Origin of the sequence: Shewanella sp. UCD-KL21, from assembly GCF_001957135.1 — a bacterium.
GTDB lineage: Bacteria > Pseudomonadota > Gammaproteobacteria > Enterobacterales > Shewanellaceae > Shewanella.
Map to the genome: position 1 here is coordinate 128,124 of NZ_MPHK01000004.1, position 19,752 is coordinate 147,875.

At 44.5% G+C, this 19,752-nt stretch carries 16 protein-coding genes; 11 read left to right on the forward strand and 5 right to left on the reverse strand.

Translation table 11 applies throughout. The features are described from left to right. The first annotated feature begins 42 nt into the window (after positions 1–42). Positions 43–2,154, forward strand: a complete 2,112-nt coding sequence (locus tag BM739_RS05435; protein WP_076538194.1) for an efflux RND transporter periplasmic adaptor subunit — start codon at positions 43–45, stop codon at positions 2,152–2,154. A gap of 11 nt (positions 2,155–2,165) precedes the next feature. After that, positions 2,166–5,297, forward strand: a complete 3,132-nt coding sequence (locus BM739_RS05440; protein ID WP_076538196.1) for an efflux RND transporter permease subunit — start codon at positions 2,166–2,168, stop codon at positions 5,295–5,297. A gap of 126 nt (positions 5,298–5,423) precedes the next feature. Here the strand turns inward: BM739_RS05440 and BM739_RS05445 are convergent, their stop codons facing one another. The 4 genes from BM739_RS05445 to plsB form a co-directional block, all read right to left on the reverse strand. Further along, positions 5,424–5,690: a hypothetical protein gene (locus BM739_RS05445; protein WP_076538198.1), complete on the reverse strand. Its 267-nt coding sequence runs from the start codon at positions 5,688–5,690 to the stop codon at positions 5,424–5,426. Positions 5,691–5,730: 40 nt separating this feature from the next. Next, complete coding sequence (locus BM739_RS05450; protein WP_076538200.1) at positions 5,731–6,528, reverse strand: VOC family protein; 798 nt, start codon at positions 6,526–6,528, stop codon at positions 5,731–5,733. Between the two features lie 368 nt (positions 6,529–6,896). Beyond that, positions 6,897–8,141 carry a tryptophan permease gene (gene mtr / locus BM739_RS05455; protein ID WP_175609489.1) on the reverse strand — a complete coding sequence of 415 codons (1,245 nt, stop codon included), beginning with the start codon at positions 8,139–8,141 and terminating at the stop codon, positions 6,897–6,899. Between the two features lie 11 nt (positions 8,142–8,152). Beyond that, a complete protein-coding gene (gene plsB / locus BM739_RS05460) occupies positions 8,153–10,573 on the reverse strand; it encodes a glycerol-3-phosphate 1-O-acyltransferase PlsB (RefSeq protein WP_076538204.1) in 2,421 nt (806 codons plus the stop codon). A 390-nt stretch (positions 10,574–10,963) separates the two neighbouring features. On the opposite strand from plsB, the gene lexA reads away from it, so the two are divergent. The 6 genes from lexA to BM739_RS05490 all read left to right on the forward strand — a co-directional run bounded on the left by lexA (position 10,964) and on the right by BM739_RS05490 (position 17,158). Further along, the gene (gene lexA / locus BM739_RS05465; RefSeq protein WP_076538206.1) at positions 10,964–11,581 is read left to right on the forward strand and encodes a transcriptional repressor LexA; all 618 of its coding nucleotides are present in this window, start codon (positions 10,964–10,966) and stop codon (positions 11,579–11,581) included. Then, a complete protein-coding gene (locus BM739_RS05470) occupies positions 11,578–12,084 on the forward strand; it encodes a cell division inhibitor SulA (protein WP_076538207.1) in 507 nt (168 codons plus the stop codon). Before lexA ends, BM739_RS05470 begins: the two co-directional genes overlap by 4 nt. A 430-nt stretch (positions 12,085–12,514) precedes the next feature. Then, positions 12,515–14,107 carry a cytochrome c oxidase subunit II gene (gene coxB / locus BM739_RS05475; protein WP_076538209.1) on the forward strand — a complete coding sequence of 531 codons (1,593 nt, stop codon included), beginning with the start codon at positions 12,515–12,517 and terminating at the stop codon, positions 14,105–14,107. A gap of 9 nt (positions 14,108–14,116) precedes the next feature. Continuing rightward, positions 14,117–15,721 carry a cytochrome c oxidase subunit I gene (ctaD, locus tag BM739_RS05480; protein ID WP_076538211.1) on the forward strand — a complete coding sequence of 535 codons (1,605 nt, stop codon included), beginning with the start codon at positions 14,117–14,119 and terminating at the stop codon, positions 15,719–15,721. A gap of 1 nt (position 15,722) precedes the next feature. Beyond that, positions 15,723–16,286 (forward strand): cytochrome c oxidase assembly protein, encoded by a 564-nt coding sequence (locus tag BM739_RS05485; RefSeq protein ID WP_076538213.1) that lies wholly within the window; start codon positions 15,723–15,725, stop codon positions 16,284–16,286. Continuing rightward, positions 16,283–17,158: a cytochrome c oxidase subunit 3 gene (locus BM739_RS05490; protein ID WP_076538215.1), complete on the forward strand. Its 876-nt coding sequence runs from the start codon at positions 16,283–16,285 to the stop codon at positions 17,156–17,158. The genes BM739_RS05485 and BM739_RS05490 overlap by 4 nt, the downstream gene beginning before the upstream one ends. A 10-nt stretch (positions 17,159–17,168) precedes the next feature. Here the strand turns inward: BM739_RS05490 and BM739_RS05495 are convergent, their stop codons facing one another. Further along, positions 17,169–17,396 (reverse strand): DUF2909 family protein, encoded by a 228-nt coding sequence (locus BM739_RS05495; protein ID WP_076538217.1) that lies wholly within the window; start codon positions 17,394–17,396, stop codon positions 17,169–17,171. A gap of 10 nt (positions 17,397–17,406) precedes the next feature. Here BM739_RS05495 and BM739_RS05500 point away from each other — a divergent pair, with 10 nt between their 5' ends. The 3 genes from BM739_RS05500 to BM739_RS05510 all read left to right on the forward strand — a co-directional run bounded on the left by BM739_RS05500 (position 17,407) and on the right by BM739_RS05510 (position 19,752). Beyond that, positions 17,407–18,150 (forward strand): SURF1 family protein, encoded by a 744-nt coding sequence (locus tag BM739_RS05500; protein ID WP_368483150.1) that lies wholly within the window; start codon positions 17,407–17,409, stop codon positions 18,148–18,150. A gap of 67 nt (positions 18,151–18,217) precedes the next feature. Then, on the forward strand, positions 18,218–18,772 hold the full coding sequence (locus BM739_RS05505) for a hypothetical protein (RefSeq protein ID WP_076538221.1): 555 nt from the start codon (positions 18,218–18,220) through the stop codon (positions 18,770–18,772). Continuing rightward, the gene (locus BM739_RS05510; RefSeq protein ID WP_076538223.1) at positions 18,772–19,752 is read left to right on the forward strand and encodes a heme A synthase; all 981 of its coding nucleotides are present in this window, start codon (positions 18,772–18,774) and stop codon (positions 19,750–19,752) included. Before BM739_RS05505 ends, BM739_RS05510 begins: the two co-directional genes overlap by 1 nt.

Sequence of the window (19,752 nt, forward strand, 5' to 3'; positions counted from 1 at the left end):
TAAACGGTTCGCTTTATTTGCCAGCCGTATTTTGAGGTTATTATGAAACACGCTATTTTATTGATCACCATTGCGGGTTTTCTAGCTGGGTTATGCACTAATCCAGTCGTTGCTCAACCAGCAGCAACACATAGTCATATTGCGACTGACAAGCATCAGCATGATGCAGAAAAAGCCAGCTATTCATGCCCTATGCATCCAGAGGTTAGCAGCCACCAACAAGGCGAGCGCTGCCCTAAATGCAATATGTTCTTAACTGCAGTCAACCCTGAAATAGCCAAAGACCATAAGGATAAAACCACTTATATCTGCCCCATGCATCCAGAGGTTAGCAGCCACCAACAGGGCGATCGCTGCCCTAAGTGCAATATGTTCTTAACTGCAGTCAGCCCTGAAATAGCCATAGATCATAGCGCTGAAACCACTTATATCTGCCCTATACATCCAGAGGTTACCAGCCACCAGCAGGGCGATCGCTGCTCTAAATGCAATATGCTCTTAACTGCAGTCAACCCTGAAATAGCCAAAGACCATAACGATAAAACCACTTATATCTGCCCCATGCATCCAGAGGTTAGCAGCCACCAACAGGGTGATCGCTGCTCTAAGTGCAATATGTTCTTAACTGCTGTCAGCCCTGAAATAGCCAAAGACCATAACGATAAAACCACTTATATCTGCCCCATGCATCCAGAGGTTAGCAGCCACCAACAGGGCGATCGCTGCCCTAAGTGCAATATGTTGTTAACTGCAGTCAGCCCTGAAATAGCCAAAGACCATAGCGCTGAAACCACTTATACCTGCCCCATGCATCCTGAAGTTAGCAGCCAGCAACAGGGCGATCGCTGCTCTAAGTGCAATATGTTTTTAGTGGTTAAAGAAGAAGAGGAAGAAGTCGATCATAGCCAGCATCAGCATCCACAAGATGAGCAGCTAGCAACTCTCGCAGTGCAACCCACCAATAGCGCTGCCGATAAAGTGTTTAATACGGTTAAACCCAGCCTCATTACCGCTGACACAGAGCCAACCATTAAATATGTCTGCCCAATGCACCCGCATATTGTGTCTGACACCCAAGGCACTTGCCCGATTTGCGGAATGAATTTAGAAAAAGTCACTCTGGGCGCAGCAACTGAAGAAATCGTGGTGGGTGTATCTGGTGGGATGCAGCAGGCCTTAGGCATGCGCACTCAACAAGCTGAAAAAGACACTTTATGGCGCCTAGTCAAAACCATCGGCACAGTAGAATATAACCAAGACAACATTAGCCATGTTCATGCTCGGGTTACCGGCTGGGTGGAAAAACTGCATATTAATAATGTTGGCCAAAAAATAAAAAAAGGCCAGTTAATGTATGAGTTGTACTCCCCTGAACTGATTAATGCTCAAGATGACTATTTACAAGCCCTTGATTATTTGGAGCAAGATAATCAACGTGGCGGCGTTCTGGAGCGTAAAGCCCGCCAACGTTTAGCGCTTTTAGGGGTGTCATCAAGGATTATCAAGCAATTAGAAACCAGCGGCGAAACTGTGTTTAGAGTGCCTTTTTATGCCCCCCAAGATGGTTTTGTCAGCCAAATGGACATTCGTGATGGCATGTATATTCAACCGGGTAATACCTTAATTGAACTGGTAGATTTATCCACAGTTTGGGTCATTGCCGATGTGTTTGAAAATGAACAAAGCTGGCTAGAGCAAGGCCGTCCTGCAGAAGTCACTGCCTCGGCTCAAGGCTTATTTGCCCTTGAATCTGACATTGATTATATCTATCCAGAACTGGATGCCGTCACGCGAGCTATGCGCGTCAGAGTCAAACTTGAAAACCCCAATGAAAGCCTAAGACCTGGCACCTTAGTGGATGTGTCTTTGTTTGGCGGCCCTAAACACGACATCATTACCATTCCCACCGAAGCACTAATCTTAACCGGTCGAGAAAATCGGGTGGTGGTGCAGCGTAACGACAGCGGCTTCACCTCTGTCGCTGTGAAAGTCGGCATTATCGCCCAAGGCAAAGCTGAAATACTTACAGGCATTAATGAAGGCGATCATGTGGTGGTTTCAGGTCAGTTTTTATTAGATTCAGAGGCCAGTATCCAAGGCAGTTTATTACGCTTAAGCGGCGCAGATAAAGCGCCTGCAGCCCATAACCACTAAGGAGCACTCTCATGCTAGAGAAAATAATCAGTGCTTCGATAAAACAACGCGCAATGGTGTTATTACTCACCCTAGTGCTGGCAGTGATCGGTTATCAAGCCATGCGCACCACTCCATTGGATGCCCTGCCGGATTTATCTGATGTGCAAGTGATTGTTAAGACGTCATATCCTGGTCAAGCACCACAATTAGTCGAAGATCAAATTACTTATCCATTATCAACGGCGATGCTGGCAGTACCTGGGACGAAAACCGTACGTGGATTTTCGATGTTTGGCGACTCATTTGTTTATATTATTTTTGAAGATAATACCGATATTTACTGGGCTCGGTCACGGGTTTTAGAATACCTATCGCAAACCCAAGATCAGCTCCCAGAGGGCGTTAGCCCCACTTTAGGGCCTGACGCTTCCGGTGTCGGTTGGGTATTTCAATATGCCTTGGTTGATAGACAGGGTAATCATGATTTAGCCCAGCTTAGATCACTGCAGGATTGGTTCTTAAAACTTGAACTGCAAAGTGTCGAAGGCGTCTCTGAAATTGCCACAATTGGCGGCATGGAGCAGTCTTATCAAATCGTGGTCGACCCACATAAACTCGCACTATACAAAATTGATTTAATGGCAGTTAAAAACGCCCTGACTAACTCTAATAGTTCAGTGGGTGGCTCGGTTATTGAAATGGCTGAAGCCGAATACATGATCACCTCAGCGGGTTATCGACAAAATATTGCCGATTTTGCTGAAATTCCCCTAGGGGTGTTATCAGATGCTGGCACGCCAGTATTGATGAAAGATGTGGCGCAGCTGCGCACAGGCCCTGCTGCCCGTCGCGGTATTGCTGAACTTGACGGTAAAGGTGAAGTGGTCGGCGGCATTGTGGTGATGCGTTATGGCGAAAATGCCCTAGAAACCATTAACAATGTAAAACAAAAGATTAAGCAAATCGAAAGCGGCTTACCTGAAGGCGTTGAGCTAGTGATCACTTACGATCGCTCCGAGCTTATCCTCAACTCTGTTGATAATCTGATGCATAAAGTCATGGAAGAGATGCTGGTTGTTGGCCTAGTGTGCTTGCTCTTCCTCTTACATGCTCGCTCAACCCTTGTCGCTATAATTACCCTGCCATTATCCATATTAAGCAGCTTTATCATCATGCATTTTATGGGGGTGAATGCCAATATTATGAGCCTAGGGGGTATTGCCATTGCTATAGGCGCCGTGGTCGATGCCGCCATTGTGATGGTCGAAAACGCCCATAAACATTTAGAGCATTATCGGGCTGAGCACGGTAAACCACCCGAAGGTGAAGCTCACTGGCAATTGATCAAAGAAGCCTCTATTGAAGTGGGGCCTGCATTGTTTTTCAGCCTGCTGATCATTACCTTAAGCTTTATTCCTGTGTTTGCATTAGAAGCCCAAGAAGGCCGTTTATTCCACCCACTGGCGTTTACTAAAACCTTTGCCATGGCGTCTTCAGCAATACTGGCCATCACCTTAATTCCTGTGTTAATGGGCTATTTTGTTCGCGGTAATATCCCTGATGAACGTAAAAACCCCATCAGTCGATTTTTAATTGCCATTTACCAGCCAGCACTGAAACTGGTGCTTAACTTTCCTAAATTCACCATCTTATTCGCGCTGGTCATTTTAGCCAGTGCTTACTATCCCATGACAAAAATGGGCTCTGAGTTTATGCCAGAACTTGCTGAAGGTGATTTACTTTATATGCCCACCACCCTGCCCAGTGTCAGTGCAGGTAAAGCTGCTGAAATTTTACAGCAAACTGACAGGCTGATTAAAACCGTCCCTGAAGTCAAAAGGGTCTTTGGTAAAGTGGGCCGCGCGATGACAGCAACCGATCCTGCACCATTAACCATGCTTGAAACCACCATAATGCTTAAGCCCCACTCTGAGTGGCGTGAGGGCGTGACGCTTGAATCAATCATTGCCGAGCTACAACAAACCGTAAAAGTGCCCGGCATGACTAACGCATGGGTGCAGCCGATAAAAACCCGTATTGATATGCTATCAACAGGGGTTAGAACGCCTGTCGGCATAAAAATATCAGGGTCAGATGTGGCAGAGTTAGAAAAAATTGGCGCTGAAATCGAAGCGGTTATGAGCCAAGTACCGGGCACGACTTCAGCGTTTGCCCAGCGAAGCAGCGGCGGCCGTTATATCGATATCGAGCCCAAGCTGAAAAATGCAGCGCGATATGGAATGACGCTGCGAGACATTCAAGATGTGGTGCAAATCGCCATCGGCGGCATGAATGTTGGGGAATCAATTCAAGGCCAAGAACGCTACCCAATTAATATTCGCTATCCACGAGAGTTACGTGACAGCATCGAAAAGCTCAGAGACTTACCAGTATTAACCAAAACCGGTAAATATCTGCCATTAAGCGTTTTAGCCGACATCAGCATCAGTGATGGCCCCCCCATGCTTGCCAGTGAAAATGGCCGCTTAATTTCATGGGTATTTGTTGATATTAAGGATATTTCTATCGGCGAATATATTGAGCAAGCGCAAATAGCCTTAGACCAACAAATCAGTTTGCCAGCACGTTATAGCTACAGTTTTGCCGGTCAATATGAATATATGCAGCGTGTTGAAGCCAAGATGGAGTTAGTCATTCCATTAATGCTGGCAGTGATTTTCATCTTACTGATGCTAACCTTTAACTCCTTTGCCCAAGCATCGGTGATAATGCTGAGCTTGCCATTTGCCTTAGTGGGCAGTGCATGGTTTTTATATCTGCTTAATTTCAACTTCTCGGTTGCAGTATCTGTCGGGATGATTGCCCTTGCGGGCGTGGCTGCTGAGTTTGGTGTGGTGATGCAGGTGTATCTCAATAACAGTATTAAAGATCGAAAACGCAAAGATAACCTCAATAGCAAAGGCGATTTACGTCAGGCATTGATTGAAGGTGCTGTAATGCGTATTCGGCCCAAAGCCATGACAGTCGCGACTATCTTTTTTGGCTTATTGCCAATTATGTGGGGTACTGGCACCGGTAACGAAGTCATGCAAAAAATTGCCGCGCCTATGGTGGGCGGTATGGTTACTGCGCCGCTGCTATCGCTGTTTGTTATTCCTGCCATTTATTTACTGATCTATGGCCGTAAACTTAGTCACTAGCTTTTATCAGCATGTACTAAACAGAAAAGGCGCGAAAGCGCCTTTTTTAATGCCAAGACAATGATTTACTAAATCGCGACAGACTGATTAAACAGAGGCGGTATTGCTAAATCAATGCCACTCGCTTTAACCTTGCTCACTCAATAGCAATTGTTTTGCTCGTGCCAGCTGAAGCATTTTAACGAGTCCCCACGCCATAGTGCACCCGCCTATGCCAATCATGGCAAATATCAGCATTGGGTTGGCTAATAGTGGATAAGCCGCGGCATCAAAACCTGCAAACAAACCATATAAACCTGCAGCCATTAATAAAGTGCCGGGAAAGTCGATCACTGCCACCATCAGCATTTGCTTTTGTATCGCGGCGAGCTTTTCATCCTTTGTGAGTGTCATAAGTCTTCCTTGAGTAGAATAAAGTGTATCTTTAAAGAAATTATTCTACTTCAGACTCTACCTCGGTCAATGCAATAATTGTAAAAGTCCCCCCTTGGGGATCATCAATCACCGCAAAGCGGCCCACATCCGGAATATCCGTTGGCGGAACACATATTCGCCCGCCTAAGGCTTGGGCATCTTGAGCCATAGCATCACAATCTTGCACACTAAAATAGAGCATCCAATGGGGCGGCGTATAGCCCCACTCGGCGGTCATTTCCATCATGCCGCCAATGGCTTGCTTATCCACCAGCCATTGCACGTAATCAGCTATGCCCATTGCAGACATATCAAGGCTGTTAGTCTCAAAGCCAAGCGCTTGGGTATAAAAATCGGTTGATGTGGCCAGATCGCGGCACATATATTCAACCCAGCACAAGGTATTGGGCTCAAATGAGAGCTTAATGCCGATATGGTTAATGGCCTGCCAGATTGAAAATCGTGCGCCATCAGGATCTTGGCACACAGCGATAATACCTGAATCACCAACAGAGTGAGGGCCTGCAATAATTTGTCCACCCGCAAGCCTAATGGCTTTAATGCTCGCCTCAACATCATCAACGGCAAAATAAAGCTGCCAATGGGTTGGCAAACTCTCCATCTCTTTGGGCATTTGGTACATAGCCGCAATGTCATCACCCGCTAACTGCAGCATGGTGTAATGACCTTCAGGCATGGGCATATCATCAGCCTGCCACTGAAATAGGCTTTGGTAGAATGCTTTAGCGGCATACCAATCGTGACTGGCAAGTTCGACCCAACAAGGTTGCCCTTGCTTATAGTGTGACACCTTCATACACCTCACCCTGCTGTTGATAATGACTTATAAGAATAAAGCGTTAAGCTAAACCTAAATGACAACACTCTTTAAGTTAAGACGCTTTTAAGGCTAAAGTCGAGTTGGCAAAAATGATTACTTATTCGCGTAAAAAATGACATTAAAATAATAAATACATCTTAAAATCATAGCCTTATGAAGACAACAATATCAACAAGCCATGGTTAGTCACTATCGGTCACAAGTCGTAAATTACACATGTTTCTAGTCAAAATGCTAACCGTTATATCCTTATTTGCTGGCAAGCGCCCATAAAAAAAGCCCTTTTTAAAGGGCTTTTTGGAGGTCATTTCGGTGTTATAACACCGCTTTATCTAACTAAAGTATTATTTATAAACTGGCAGTAAATCAGCCATCGCCAACAAATGACATGCGCCGGTGATGACACCGAATGCAATAATCACCACAATCAATGGCGTGCCACCCGGGACTCTAAAGCTATTCTCATCAGGGAACATTTTGCGCGATTTGTATGCCATCATGGCTGGCACAATCGCCGCCCAAATGGTCGCCGCTAATGCCGCAAAGCCAATGGCAATTAAGAAGCCATTAGGGAATAACAAACCTAATACTGTCGGCGGAATAAAAGTAATCGCAGCTGTTTTAATGCGGCCATTATTGCTTTCTTCAAAACCAAATAAGTCAGCTAGGTAATCAAATAAGCCTAAGGTGACCCCTAAAAATGATGATGCCACCGCAAGGTTAGCAAACAAGGTCAACATAGTATTAAGCCATTTACTCGCCATCACATCTGACAAGGCGCCCACTAACACGCCCATATTGCCGCCTTGGGCAATAATATCGCTGAACTGACTGCGAGGAATGTTACCCATGGTCGCCACTAACCAGCAGCTATAAATCACTAAGGCGATAAAAGTACCAATAAAGATGGCTTTTAAAATCACTTTAGGTTGTTTGCCGTAATACTTAACTAGGCTTGGCACATTGCCGTGGTAACCAAAACTAGCAAGCCCAAACGGTAGCGCCGCTAAAATATAAGGAGAGAAACTCGCCTCACCATCTGGCATTAATAATTTTGCGCTATCAATATCAATTAGCAGATTTCCGATGGCGAGAAAAAAGGTAATTAACATCCCACCAATCATAATGGTGGTAATGCGATCTACCGCTTTGGTACTGATGATCACCACTGCAGCAAGTACGACCGCAAACACTAACCCTGCGATCGGTTGAGGTAAGTTAATCCCCATACCGGCAAGGGTGTGATTCACAATCGAGCCACCGCCACTGATGTAAGCATAGGTCAGAATGTACAACACAAAAGCAATAGATAACCCGTTAATAATCCGCCAAAACTGGCCTAAGGTTACCTTGGTTAAGGTGTCAAAACTGTCACCGGGTTTAAAATGTAAATTGGTTTCAAGTAGCATCAGACCTGACACCAGCATACAAAACCAAATACCAATTAACATGACTAATGAATAGCCAAACCACATGCCTGCACTGACCACAGGCAAAGAAAACATACCAGCACCGACTGTGGTGCCGGCGATGATCATTGCACCGCCCAATAAGGATTTATTTTGCGGTTGAGATTGTGTCGAACTCATAAAATTAGTTATTACCCATGTTCCATTGTGACGCTATCAACAATGGTTTTTCGAACAGATAAACGCAGCATATCATTGGCATGACCACGTATTCGGATGACTTCAAATTGATTATCGTTACCCGACAAATATCCTAATTCTTTTAATTTCACACTCAAATTATTGTAGAGTTTTTTATCATAAAACTCAGGCGCGGTAATTCCATGTAAAGCACCTAAACGCTGAGCCAATAAATGGCTGGCGCTTTCTAAATCAGAACGCTCAATTTCTGGTTTGTAAGCCAGTAAATTAAAGATAATCGCGTAACGCTGTAGGGTCTCACTGACCGTGGCGGACAATAGCATTAACTGGGTGACATTACTTTGATTGACTTCAAAGTGATCGCTACCGGAAATCAGCTTTTGTTCAACAAACAAATCAAGCACTTGATCCACATAAGCGCTTAGATCATTAATGCCCATAAACAGCTCAGCTTTTAATAATGGGTAAAAATCATTAACGATTTGCTGAATTTTTTCACGGCTAAATTCTTCATATTGCACCAAGCAACTGGCGATTAATGAAGGCACTGCCATTAGATGAATAATGTTATTGCGATAATAGCTCATCGCGATCACTGAGCTATCTTCAATTGCGATAATTTCGCCGATGGCATCTGTGGTTGAGGTAAATTTATTCAGCGATAAACATTGCTCCACTAAGTCATGGGCTGAGCCCTCGGCCACTGATGCATACTCAGTATAAGGAACATCCTTTAAGATTTTCAGGTAGAGGTCTAGCTGGGTTTCAAGCTCGCTACGCTGCAGGGCATTTTGCTCTGAAGCTAGCAGCGCCATACTTGCTAATGTCACCGAACTCGCTGCAGCAGCGCCATTGATGTTAGTCATCACTTTATTGGCCAATACATTTACTGCTGGCGTTAACCATGATGGCTTTTGATCCGGATCTTGGGCAATTTCTTCACGCCAATTTGGCGATTGTTGATTTAAAAATTGCTGCACGTTGATAGGCTCACCAAAGTTAACGTAACCTTGGCCAAAGTTGCCTAATTTACGCAGCGCACCAAAGACCTGCCACACTGATTCTTTTTGCTTTTTCTTACCGCTTAACTCTTTATGATAGGTAGACACTTCCATCACATGATCATAACCAAGATAAACTGGCACTAAGGTTACTGGGCGCTCAATGCCCCGCAGTACACAGTTAACAGTCATCGCTAACATGCCCGTTTTAGGTGCTAATAAGCGACCAGTACGAGAACGACCACCTTCGGTGAAGTATTCAACCGAATAGCCTTTAGCAAATAACTGATCTAAATACTCACGAAACACCGCGGTATAAAGTTTATTACCGTTAAAGCTGCGACGAATAAAGAAAGCACCACCGCGGCGGAACATCGGCCCAGCTGGCCAAAAGTTCAAGTTAATACCGGCAGCGATATGCGGCGGCACCATGCCTTGGTAATACAAAATATACGACAGCAGTAAGTAATCCATGTGGCTACGATGGCAAGGCACATAAACAATTTCATGGCCATCATGATGTAGCTTACGCACTTTTTCAGCGCTTTTAATGCTAATACCACTGTATAACTTATTCCACAGCCAAGTGAGAAAGCGCTCAGCAATACGCACTAAGCTGTCTGAGTAATCCGCTGCAATTTCATCTAAATACTGGATGGCTTTTTCGCGGGCTTTGTCTTCAGGAATTTTTTTATTAAGCGCTTCTTCTTTTATCGCTTGAGCGATGGCATCAGACTTTAATAATGAGTTGAACATTGCCTGACGATTTGGCAGTTGTGGGCCTGTCATCACTTTACGTTGACGCCTAAAGTGCACTCGCGCCACACGAATAAGTTTATGGGCAATACTGACATCAGTGCCGTGTTCGTCAGCCATATAACGTAACGACATAGCATTTGAAAATTGAATAAAGCTATGGCGACCTAAGAACAAAATCATCAACCATTTACGTAACCAGGTCGGGTTTTCACGCTCAAACACAGCTGCGGTCATGGTGTCATCTTCTTTACCAGGGATACGTCCCCAATACAGACTCACTGGCACCAATTGAATATCTAGTTGATCATTTTTTTTATGTAAGGCTAATAAGCTGGTGAAGTTATCGACAAATTTATCGCCACTTAAACGCTTGCCAAATAAAGGCTTACGACCTTCAATACACACAATTCTTGGGGTATTTAAGCCATCAACGTCTAGTCGCTCATAGGGACTCGGCAAGCCATATTTGGCGGTCACTTCATTTAATGCCGCAATATCACTGAGTGATTCTGTCTTCATCACATAGACCACGGGTTTATCAGGGTCTAAGTTCAGATCGGCAAAGGGATCTTCAGGCACAACAACCGTGTGTACCATCAGTTTTTGAATCCAACGTAATGATTTTGCAATGATTGAGTCAGGTTTTAACATGAGTGTTCGCATATTCAACATCAATTAATTGCCCATAGAATACCAGATAATGATTCAGTTTCACTAACAAGGGTCTATACAGAGAATATTTGTTCAGTAAAAATAGTCATATCCGAGTAACAACCAACCTATTTTCCAATCAACAGTACTGTATAAATATACTGTTTAAACAAACGATGTGAGAAATAGCCCATTTCATCGGTTTAAAAATCTGACTCCCCTTCATTAACCAAATAAAATTAATAACTTTAATTACAGCAACTTAAACTTATCACCCATATATAACCAACAAGAATTAGATGATAATAGTTAAATTAATTTGGTTAATACTTGCGCGACCACCGATACTGTATATAATGACAGTCACTGTATAAAAAAACAGGAATCAATATGAGACCTTTAACGCCACGCCAAGCTGAAATATTAGAGCTAATTAAATGTAATATCGCCGAAACAGGTATGCCGCCAACTCGTGCAGAAATTGCAACTCGATTAGGCTTTAAAAGCGCCAATGCCGCTGAAGAACACTTAAAAGCACTGGCAAAAAAAGGCTGTATTGAAATTATTCCTGGTACCTCTCGCGGGATCCGCATGGTGCAGGTAGAAGAGGAAGTTGAAGCAGGCTTGCCACTTATCGGCCAAGTTGCTGCAGGTGAACCTATCCTTGCTCAAGAACATGTTGAACAGTATTTCCAAGTTGACCCAGAAATGTTTAAGCCCAATGCTAATTTTTTACTACGTGTTCGTGGCGACAGTATGAAAGACATTGGTATTTTAGAGGGCGACTTATTGGCAGTGCATAAAATGCAAACCGCCACCAATGGTCAAGTTGTAGTGGCACGTCTTGAAGACGATGTAACCGTGAAAAGATTTGAAAAGAAAGGCAATATTATTTATTTACATGCTGAAAATGCAGAATATGAGCCGATTAAAGTTGATTTAAGTTGCCAAAACCTAACGATTGAAGGGCTTGCTGTTGGCGTTATTCGTAATGGAGGTTGGTTATGAACACATTAATAGGCAATGCACCGCGTCACCCTGGATTATGGGTAGATATGGCATCTGATTCGATACCCACTAAACAAGGGATTGAAACCAAGCGCACCCAAAACCAAGGCTTAACTGAATTGACTCAATTATGCAGTCAGTTAGCCATATTAAGTCAGCAAGGTCGTTGGATTGTACTGATTAATCCACCGCATATCGGTTATAAGCAAATCCTTGCTAATGCCAGTGTGCGTATGGACAGAGTATTGTTAGTTCACACCAAAGATGAAGTCGAAACCCTGTGGGCAATGGAAAAAGCGCTCACTAACGGTACTTCAAGTGCAGTAATTACTTGGACACCACCATTAGATGCCCGAGATAATCGCCGCATTCAATTGGTTGCCAAAAATGCCTTAGCCCAAGGGCTTATCATTGAAGATGTAAATACTCACTTACCCGAAGGCGACCCATTAACGCAAGCTTTAGCAGTACCGACTCAGGTAAACCTTGCCTCGTTTCACTAGCAAAATATCAATAAAAAAGCCCTTCACTACGCTGAGGGGCTTTTTTTTGCACTTTTTTCAGCGAATTAGATGATAAAGTGATCTTGATCAATATTTAATCTCCAAGTAATGTAGTTAACAAGGCAGTAACAATTTATCGTATTGCCGAGAATGAATGTCAAAAAGATACAAACGCTATTAAAAGATTGAGCTGGTACCGTGCGGTATAGAAAGCCTTGAATGTAAAGCGTCAAATATAATTGATAAGTTCAGTATTAGGTACAAGTGTGGCACCGTAACGTAATAACATAATTGAGTTTTCAAGCTCAAAGCCACCGTGTACTTTGAAATGATCAAACTTTTTCGGGTATGAAAAGTTTGCATAGAGCAGAGTATTACTGTGTGGCTTTTCTTTGTAATTGCAATTCGCAATTAGCAGAGGAGTAGTCTTGTGAAGCGATTGTTGTACGGATTAATGGTGGCGTTGCTTGCAGCCCCACTCACAGCGGCAGAGATGCCCTTAAACATGACTCAAGGTGTAACAGAGATCAGTGGCCAGGTTTACGACCTGCATATGATTATTTTGTATATCTGTTGCGCCATTGGTGTCGTGGTCTTTGGGATCATGATTTATTCCATGATCTATCACAGAAAATCTAAGGGTGCAGTTGCAGCCGACTTTCATGACAGTACCAAGGTTGAAATAGCTTGGACAGTATTGCCATTTCTAATTCTAATTGGCATGGCAATCCCAGCAACAAAAACGCTGATTGCGATGGAAGATCCCAGCGATGCTGAACTGACCATCAAAGTGACGGGTTCGCAATGGAAATGGCATTACAGCTATTTCAATGAAGATGTTGAGTTTTTCAGTTTATTATCCACCCCTGCAGAGCAAATTACTGGCACCGCAGATAAAACCGACACCTACCTTTTAGAAGTTGATAAACCGCTGGTTTTACCGATAAACCGAAAAGTGCGTTTTTTAATGACCTCGGATGACGTTATCCACTCTTGGTGGGTGCCAGCATTTGCGGTTAAAAAAGATGCCAACCCTGGTTTCATCAATGAAGCTTGGACTAAAATTGATAAAATCGGCACCTATCGTGGCCAATGCGCCGAATTGTGCGGTAAAGACCATGGTTTTATGCCGATTGTGGTTGAAGCGGTATCAGAAGCAGATTTTGATCAATGGTTAATCGCGCAAAAGCAACTCGCTGTTGATGCTAAAGCCGCGGCACAAGCCTCACTTAGCCAAACCCTTAGCTTTGACGAGTTAATGGCACAGGGCGAACAAATCTACATGGGTCGCTGCGCCGCTTGTCACCAACCAAATGGTGCGGGTTTACCAGGCGTCTTCCCTTCCCTTATTGGCAGTCCAATGATTAAAGGCCCAGTGTCTGGGCATATCGATATCGTCGTTAATGGTCAGCCCGGTACAGCAATGCAAGCGTTCGCTAAGCAGTTAACCGCAACTGAAATTGCCGCGGTAGTCACTTATGAGCGTAATGCTTGGGGTAATGACTCTGGTGATACTGTGCAAGCGGCTGATGTGAGTGGCAATGGGGCGAATTCAAGTGCTACACCCGCTTCTACTACAGACACGGCAACGCCTGTGACTTTACCTGCGACCTTACCTTCAGCTGAACAAGTCGAAGCATCTGCAACACAAGCTGTGACTGACGCGGTAACACCAGCAGTAGAAGAAGTTAAAGCTGTGGTATTAGATGACCTGACGATGGATGAGTTAATGACCATGGGCGAGCAAGTCTATATGACCAGCTGCGTTGCGTGTCACCAAGCTGCTGGCACTGGTTTACCTGGCGCGTTCCCTTCATTAGTGGGCAGCCCACTTATCGTCGGCCCAGTGACGGATCATCTTGATATTGTCATCAATGGTAAACCTGGTACGGCAATGCAAGCATTTAACTCGCTACTTACGCCACAACAGCTTGCTGCAGTGGTGACTTATGAGCGAAATGCCTGGGGTAATAACTCTGGCGATGCAGTTCAGGCTGCTGATGTTGTTGGTCACGGAAAGTAAGGGATTAAAATGAGCACAATTACACAAGATTCACCAGCCGCTCACGACGATCACCATGATGACCATCATCATGGGGCGCCAAAAGGCATTATGCGCTGGGTTTTAACCACTAACCATAAAGATATCGGTTCTATGTATCTGTGGTTTAGTTTCATTATGTTTTTAACCGGCGGCGCAATGGCCATGGTCATTCGTGCTGAGTTATTCCAACCCGGCTTACAGTTAGTTGAACCTAACTTTTTTAACCAAATGACCACGGTCCATGGCTTGATTATGGTATTTGGCGCAGTCATGCCAGCCTTTACCGGCTTAGCTAACTGGCTCATTCCAATGATGATTGGTGCGCCAGATATGGCACTACCGCGGATGAATAACTGGAGCTTTTGGATTTTACCTTTCGCGTTTGCGATTTTACTTAGCTCGCTATTTATGGAAGGCGGAGGGCCCAACTTTGGTTGGACTTTCTATGCACCACTGTCAACAACCTATAGCCCTGATAGCACAGCATTATTTGTGTTTTCAATTCACATTATGGGCATAAGCTCGATCATGGGTGCAATTAACGTGGTGGTAACCATTGTTAATATGCGTGCTCCGGGTATGACTTGGATGAAGCTGCCATTGTTTGTCTGGACTTGGCTGATTACTGCGTTCTTGTTAATTGCAGTGATGCCGGTATTGGCAGGCGTAGTAACCATGGTACTGACGGATAAATACTTTGCCACCAGCTTCTTTGATGCTGCTGGCGGCGGTGATCCGGTGATGTTCCAGCATATTTTCTGGTTCTTTGGTCACCCCGAAGTTTATATTATGATTTTACCGTCATTCGGCATTATCTCCGCCATTATCCCCACCTTTAGCCGTAAAAAGCTCTTCGGTTATGCCTCAATGGTATACGCCACCTCAAGTATTGCGATTTTGTCCTTCCTAGTTTGGGCACATCACATGTTCACCACCGGGATGCCCGTATTTGCAGAATTATTCTTCATGTACTGCACCATGTTAATTGCAGTGCCTACTGGGGTTAAAGTGTTTAACTGGGTTGCAACTATGTGGCGCGGCTCAATCACCTTCGAAACCCCAATGTTGTTTGCCATTGCGTTCATCATCTTGTTCACTATTGGCGGCTTTTCTGGCTTGATGCTAGCCATCACCCCGGCGGATTTCCAATACCATGATACTTACTTTGTGGTGGCGCATTTCCATTATGTACTGGTGACTGGCGCGGTGTTCTCCATTATGGCTGCAGCATATTACTGGCTACCGAAATGGACAGGATACATGTATAGCGAAACCTTAGGTCGCTGGCATTTCTGGTGTAGCGTGATTTCAGTCAATGTGCTGTTTTTCCCAATGCACTTTTTAGGTCTTGCGGGCATGCCACGCCGTATTCCTGACTATGCAATTCAATTTGCTGATGTAAACCAGATTGTCTCCATTGGTGGTTTCGCCTTTGGTTTATCGCAATTAATTTTCCTTGCTGTGGTACTGAAATGTATCAAGGGCGGCGAAAAAGCAGCGGATAAACCATGGGAAGGTGCTGAAGGATTAGAGTGGACTATTGCCAGTCCTGCGCCTTATCACTCATTTACCACCCCACCTGAGGTGAAATGATATGAGCCAGCCAACAAAATCAAACCGTAATTTACTTATTGGCCTAGTTCTAGGTTCAATAGGTATGTTCGGCTTTGGTTTTGCGCTAGTGCCTTTGTATGACGTGCTGTGCGATGCCTTGGGGATTAATGGAAAACCCCAAAGCACTGCCAGCAGTTACGAGGCGGTGGTGATTGATAAAGACCGTACTGTAACCATTGAGTTTATTGCCCAAGTACAAAGCAATATGCCATGGGAGTTTGTGCCCAAAGTGAACCGCATGCAGGTTCACCCCGGCGAACTCACCCGTACTGCGTTTTTAGCGAAAAACTTATCTTCAAATAGCCTCGTTGGCCAAGCGATACCTTCAGTGTCGCCCGGCCAAGGCGCGGCTTATTTTAATAAGACCGAGTGCTTTTGCTTCAATCAGCAACCCCTAGCAGCAATGGCCGATGCTGAATTACCGTTAATTTTTTACGTGGATGCAGATTTACCTGAATCCATTAACACTTTGACTCTCTCTTATACCCTCTATGACATTACAGACAAGCAGACTGCAGCCATAGAGCAAGGAGCAGCAAGATGACAACAAAACATGAAAACTACTACGTGCCAGCACAAAGCATCTGGCCAATTACCGGCGCTATCGGATTATTTCTGATTGCATTTGGCGCAGGTACCTACATCCAACAACTTTCAACTGAACAATCTTCTGGCGGCTACACCCTAATCGCGGGTATTGCTGTAATTATATTTATGCTGTTTGGCTGGTTTAAAAATATCATTGATGAGTCAATGTCAGGTTTATATTCAGCGCAAATGGATCGCTCTTTTAGACAAGGCATGAGCTGGTTTATTTTCTCTGAAATCATGTTTTTCGGGGCATTTTTTGGGGCATTGTTTTACGCTCGAATGGTGGCAATACCTTGGCTGGGCGGTGCATCAAATAATGCCATGACCCATGAGGTATTGTGGCCAACATTTGAAGCCATTTGGCCGCTAGTGAAAACCCCAGATGGCACCACCACTGAAGCCATGGGCTGGGGCGGATTGCCGCTGTATAACACCCTCATTCTACTGACCTCTTCAGTCACCTTGCACTTTGCCCATGTGTCGTTAGAAAAATCAAAACGCGGCGCGCTCAAGGTTTGGTTAGGGCTGACTATTTTGCTGGGTATCGGCTTCTTGTTTTTACAAGTTGAAGAGTACGTCCATGCCTATCAAGAAATGGGGCTAACCCTCACCTCAGGGATTTATGGTAACACCTTCTTTTTGCTAACCGGCTTTCACGGTATGCACGTCACTTTAGGTACAGTATTTCTGATAATTCTGTTCTTTAGAGTGCTAAAAGGTCACTTCACCCCAGATAATCATTTCGCCTTTCAATCCGGAAGTTGGTATTGGCATTTTGTTGATGTGGTGTGGTTATGCTTATTTATTTTCGTGTACGTCTTATAAAGCAGTAAAGCTAGTACGGTCTAGGGTTTGGGCTTATCCAGCCAAACCCTAAGGCCAGTAACAATAGCAACATCACTAACGCAGAAAAGATCACTCGACGACCTAAATATTGGCTCATAGATTGTTTATTTTCCGCTTTAACCATAATAAATAGGGCTCTGGCTAAATTAAATAATATGAATACAAGCAGCAGTACTAAAACAAGCTTGAAAATAACTAAGGTATCTAAGGTTCCCACGGGCTCTCCTTTGCGCGTTTGGCGACTTTCTACTGGGTTATTGCTAGTTGTTACTGTGAGTGTGTTTTCTATTTTGGTCAAGCTCGGTTTATGGCAACTCGATAGGGGTATTCAAAAACAAGCTTGGCAAGCCACCTTAAGTGAAAGGCAAGCGGCCAGTGAATTGGATTACCACACTTTTTTAGCGCTAGATAACAGCGACCCACTAACGGGTTATCGCATTAAAGTAACGGCTACGCCTGTTAATGAACAAATATTACTGCTTGATAATCAAGTGTATAACGGCCAAGTGGGTTATCTGGCTTATCAAGTATTTGCCATATCGGCCACAGAACCATGGCTAATGGTTGAACTAGGCTTTGTTGCTGCCAATAAAGACCGCCGCATATTACCCGATTTAACGCCATTGCCTACGGCGCAATATCAGCTCACAGGCCGAGTGTATCAGCGCCAAACTAACCCCTTAAGTGACCAGCTTTATGTGGAACAATTTACAGTAGAAAACCGTGAAATGATCCGTTTTCAAAATTTAAATCTCGTGGCCTTAGCAGAGAAAATAGGTCATCAACTGGCACCGGCAGTACTGCAGCCAGATGTAACACCAAATATGAATTTACCGAAACCTTGGACACCTATTCCACTGTCAGCCCAGAAACACCAAGGCTATGCATTGCAATGGTTCACCATGGCCGCGGTCTTTTTATCCTTGATGCTTTGGCTAGCTTGGAAGTCGTTAAAAGTTAAGCCCGATTGAAGCTATCAAGACAGATAACAACACACTAATCCGATAACAAAAATGAGTCGTAACAAGAGGAGCAAGTATGAACTCCCCAGCAAAACCTAAAGGTAACAAGACATTATATCTGTTGCTGCTGGTATTTATTTTACCGGTAGCCATGGCTAAATTAGTATTGAGCCTAGATTTATATAACGGCGCAGCCACCAACAAAGGTGAGCTAATCGGCGCACAACTCAATTATCAAAACTTGGCAATGGCCAACCCGCAGCCGCACATGTGGCAGCTGGTGTATTTATTACCAAAGCAATGCCTCGAGCAATGTCAGCAACGTTTGTATGTCATGCATCAAAGCCACATCGCCTTAGGTAAACATCAAGATCGCGTCAGCCCAATTATTTTACTCACCCCAGATAGCGACACCGCAATTTTAACTACACTGCAAGTGCCGTTTGCTACAGCCAGTGCCAGCCCTGCAATGGCCGCATTACTGACAGAGCAGCAAATGATTATTGTCGATCCCCTTGGCAGCCTAGTCATGAAATACCCAGGCATTATGGGCGAGCAAGAAAATATTGCTCAAGGTAAGTCGATGATTGGCGATTTACGCAAGATGCTTAAACTGTCGAGGGTCGGTTAATGGTGATAAAAAACCTGCTCAAATTTACCTTGGTATTTACCTTTGCGGTGATATTAATGGGCGCCTACACTCGCCTGTCTGATGCAGGGCTTGGCTGCCCTGATTGGCCGGGCTGCTATGGTCATCTTGTGGTGCCTAGCGCGCCTGATGCATTAGCAAAAGTCGAAACCGCCTTCCCCAATCAAACAATAGAATCTGACAAGGCGTGGCTGGAAATGATCCACCGCTATATCGCTGGCACTCTTGGATTACTGATTTTAACCATCCTTATCATCTGCTTAAAAAGAGCCGATGCGCCCAAAAAGCTACCCATACTTATTTCTGCCCTACTGCTTTTTCAAGCGGCCCTAGGCATGTGGACCGTCACCATGAAATTAATGCCCATCGTAGTCATGGGACATTTAATTGGTGGCTTTAGTTTATTCGCTTTACTGCTACTGCTGTATCTTCGTACCCGACCACTGCGGATCCCCGGTGGTGACACTTATGCCAGAAAACTCGCCCCCTTTGCCATGGTGTGCTTAATTGTACTGGTGTTGCAGATTATTTTGGGGGGCTGGACGTCATCGAATTACGCAGCATTAGCCTGCACCGCCCTGCCAATATGTGAAGGGAACTGGGTCGATAATCTGCAATTTGCTGATGCATTTTCACCGTTTCAGGGCACACATCCAAGCTTTGAATATGGCGTATTGGAATACCCTGCCCGCATGACTATCCATGTTACTCACCGTATTTGGGGCGTGATTACCGCCGCCTGTTTAGTGTTGTTAGGATTTAAATTACTTAAAGCACACTCTCGCACTATACGTAAAAGTGCTTGGCTGTTATTTGCCCTAGTGATCATTCAAGTGGGCCTTGGCATCAGCAATATTGTGATGCATTTGCCTTTAGGCATTGCTGTATCGCACAACGGCGGCGCAGCGCTATTGTTACTTACCGTTATTTTCATCAACTACGCGCTGTGGCGTAAAGCTTAA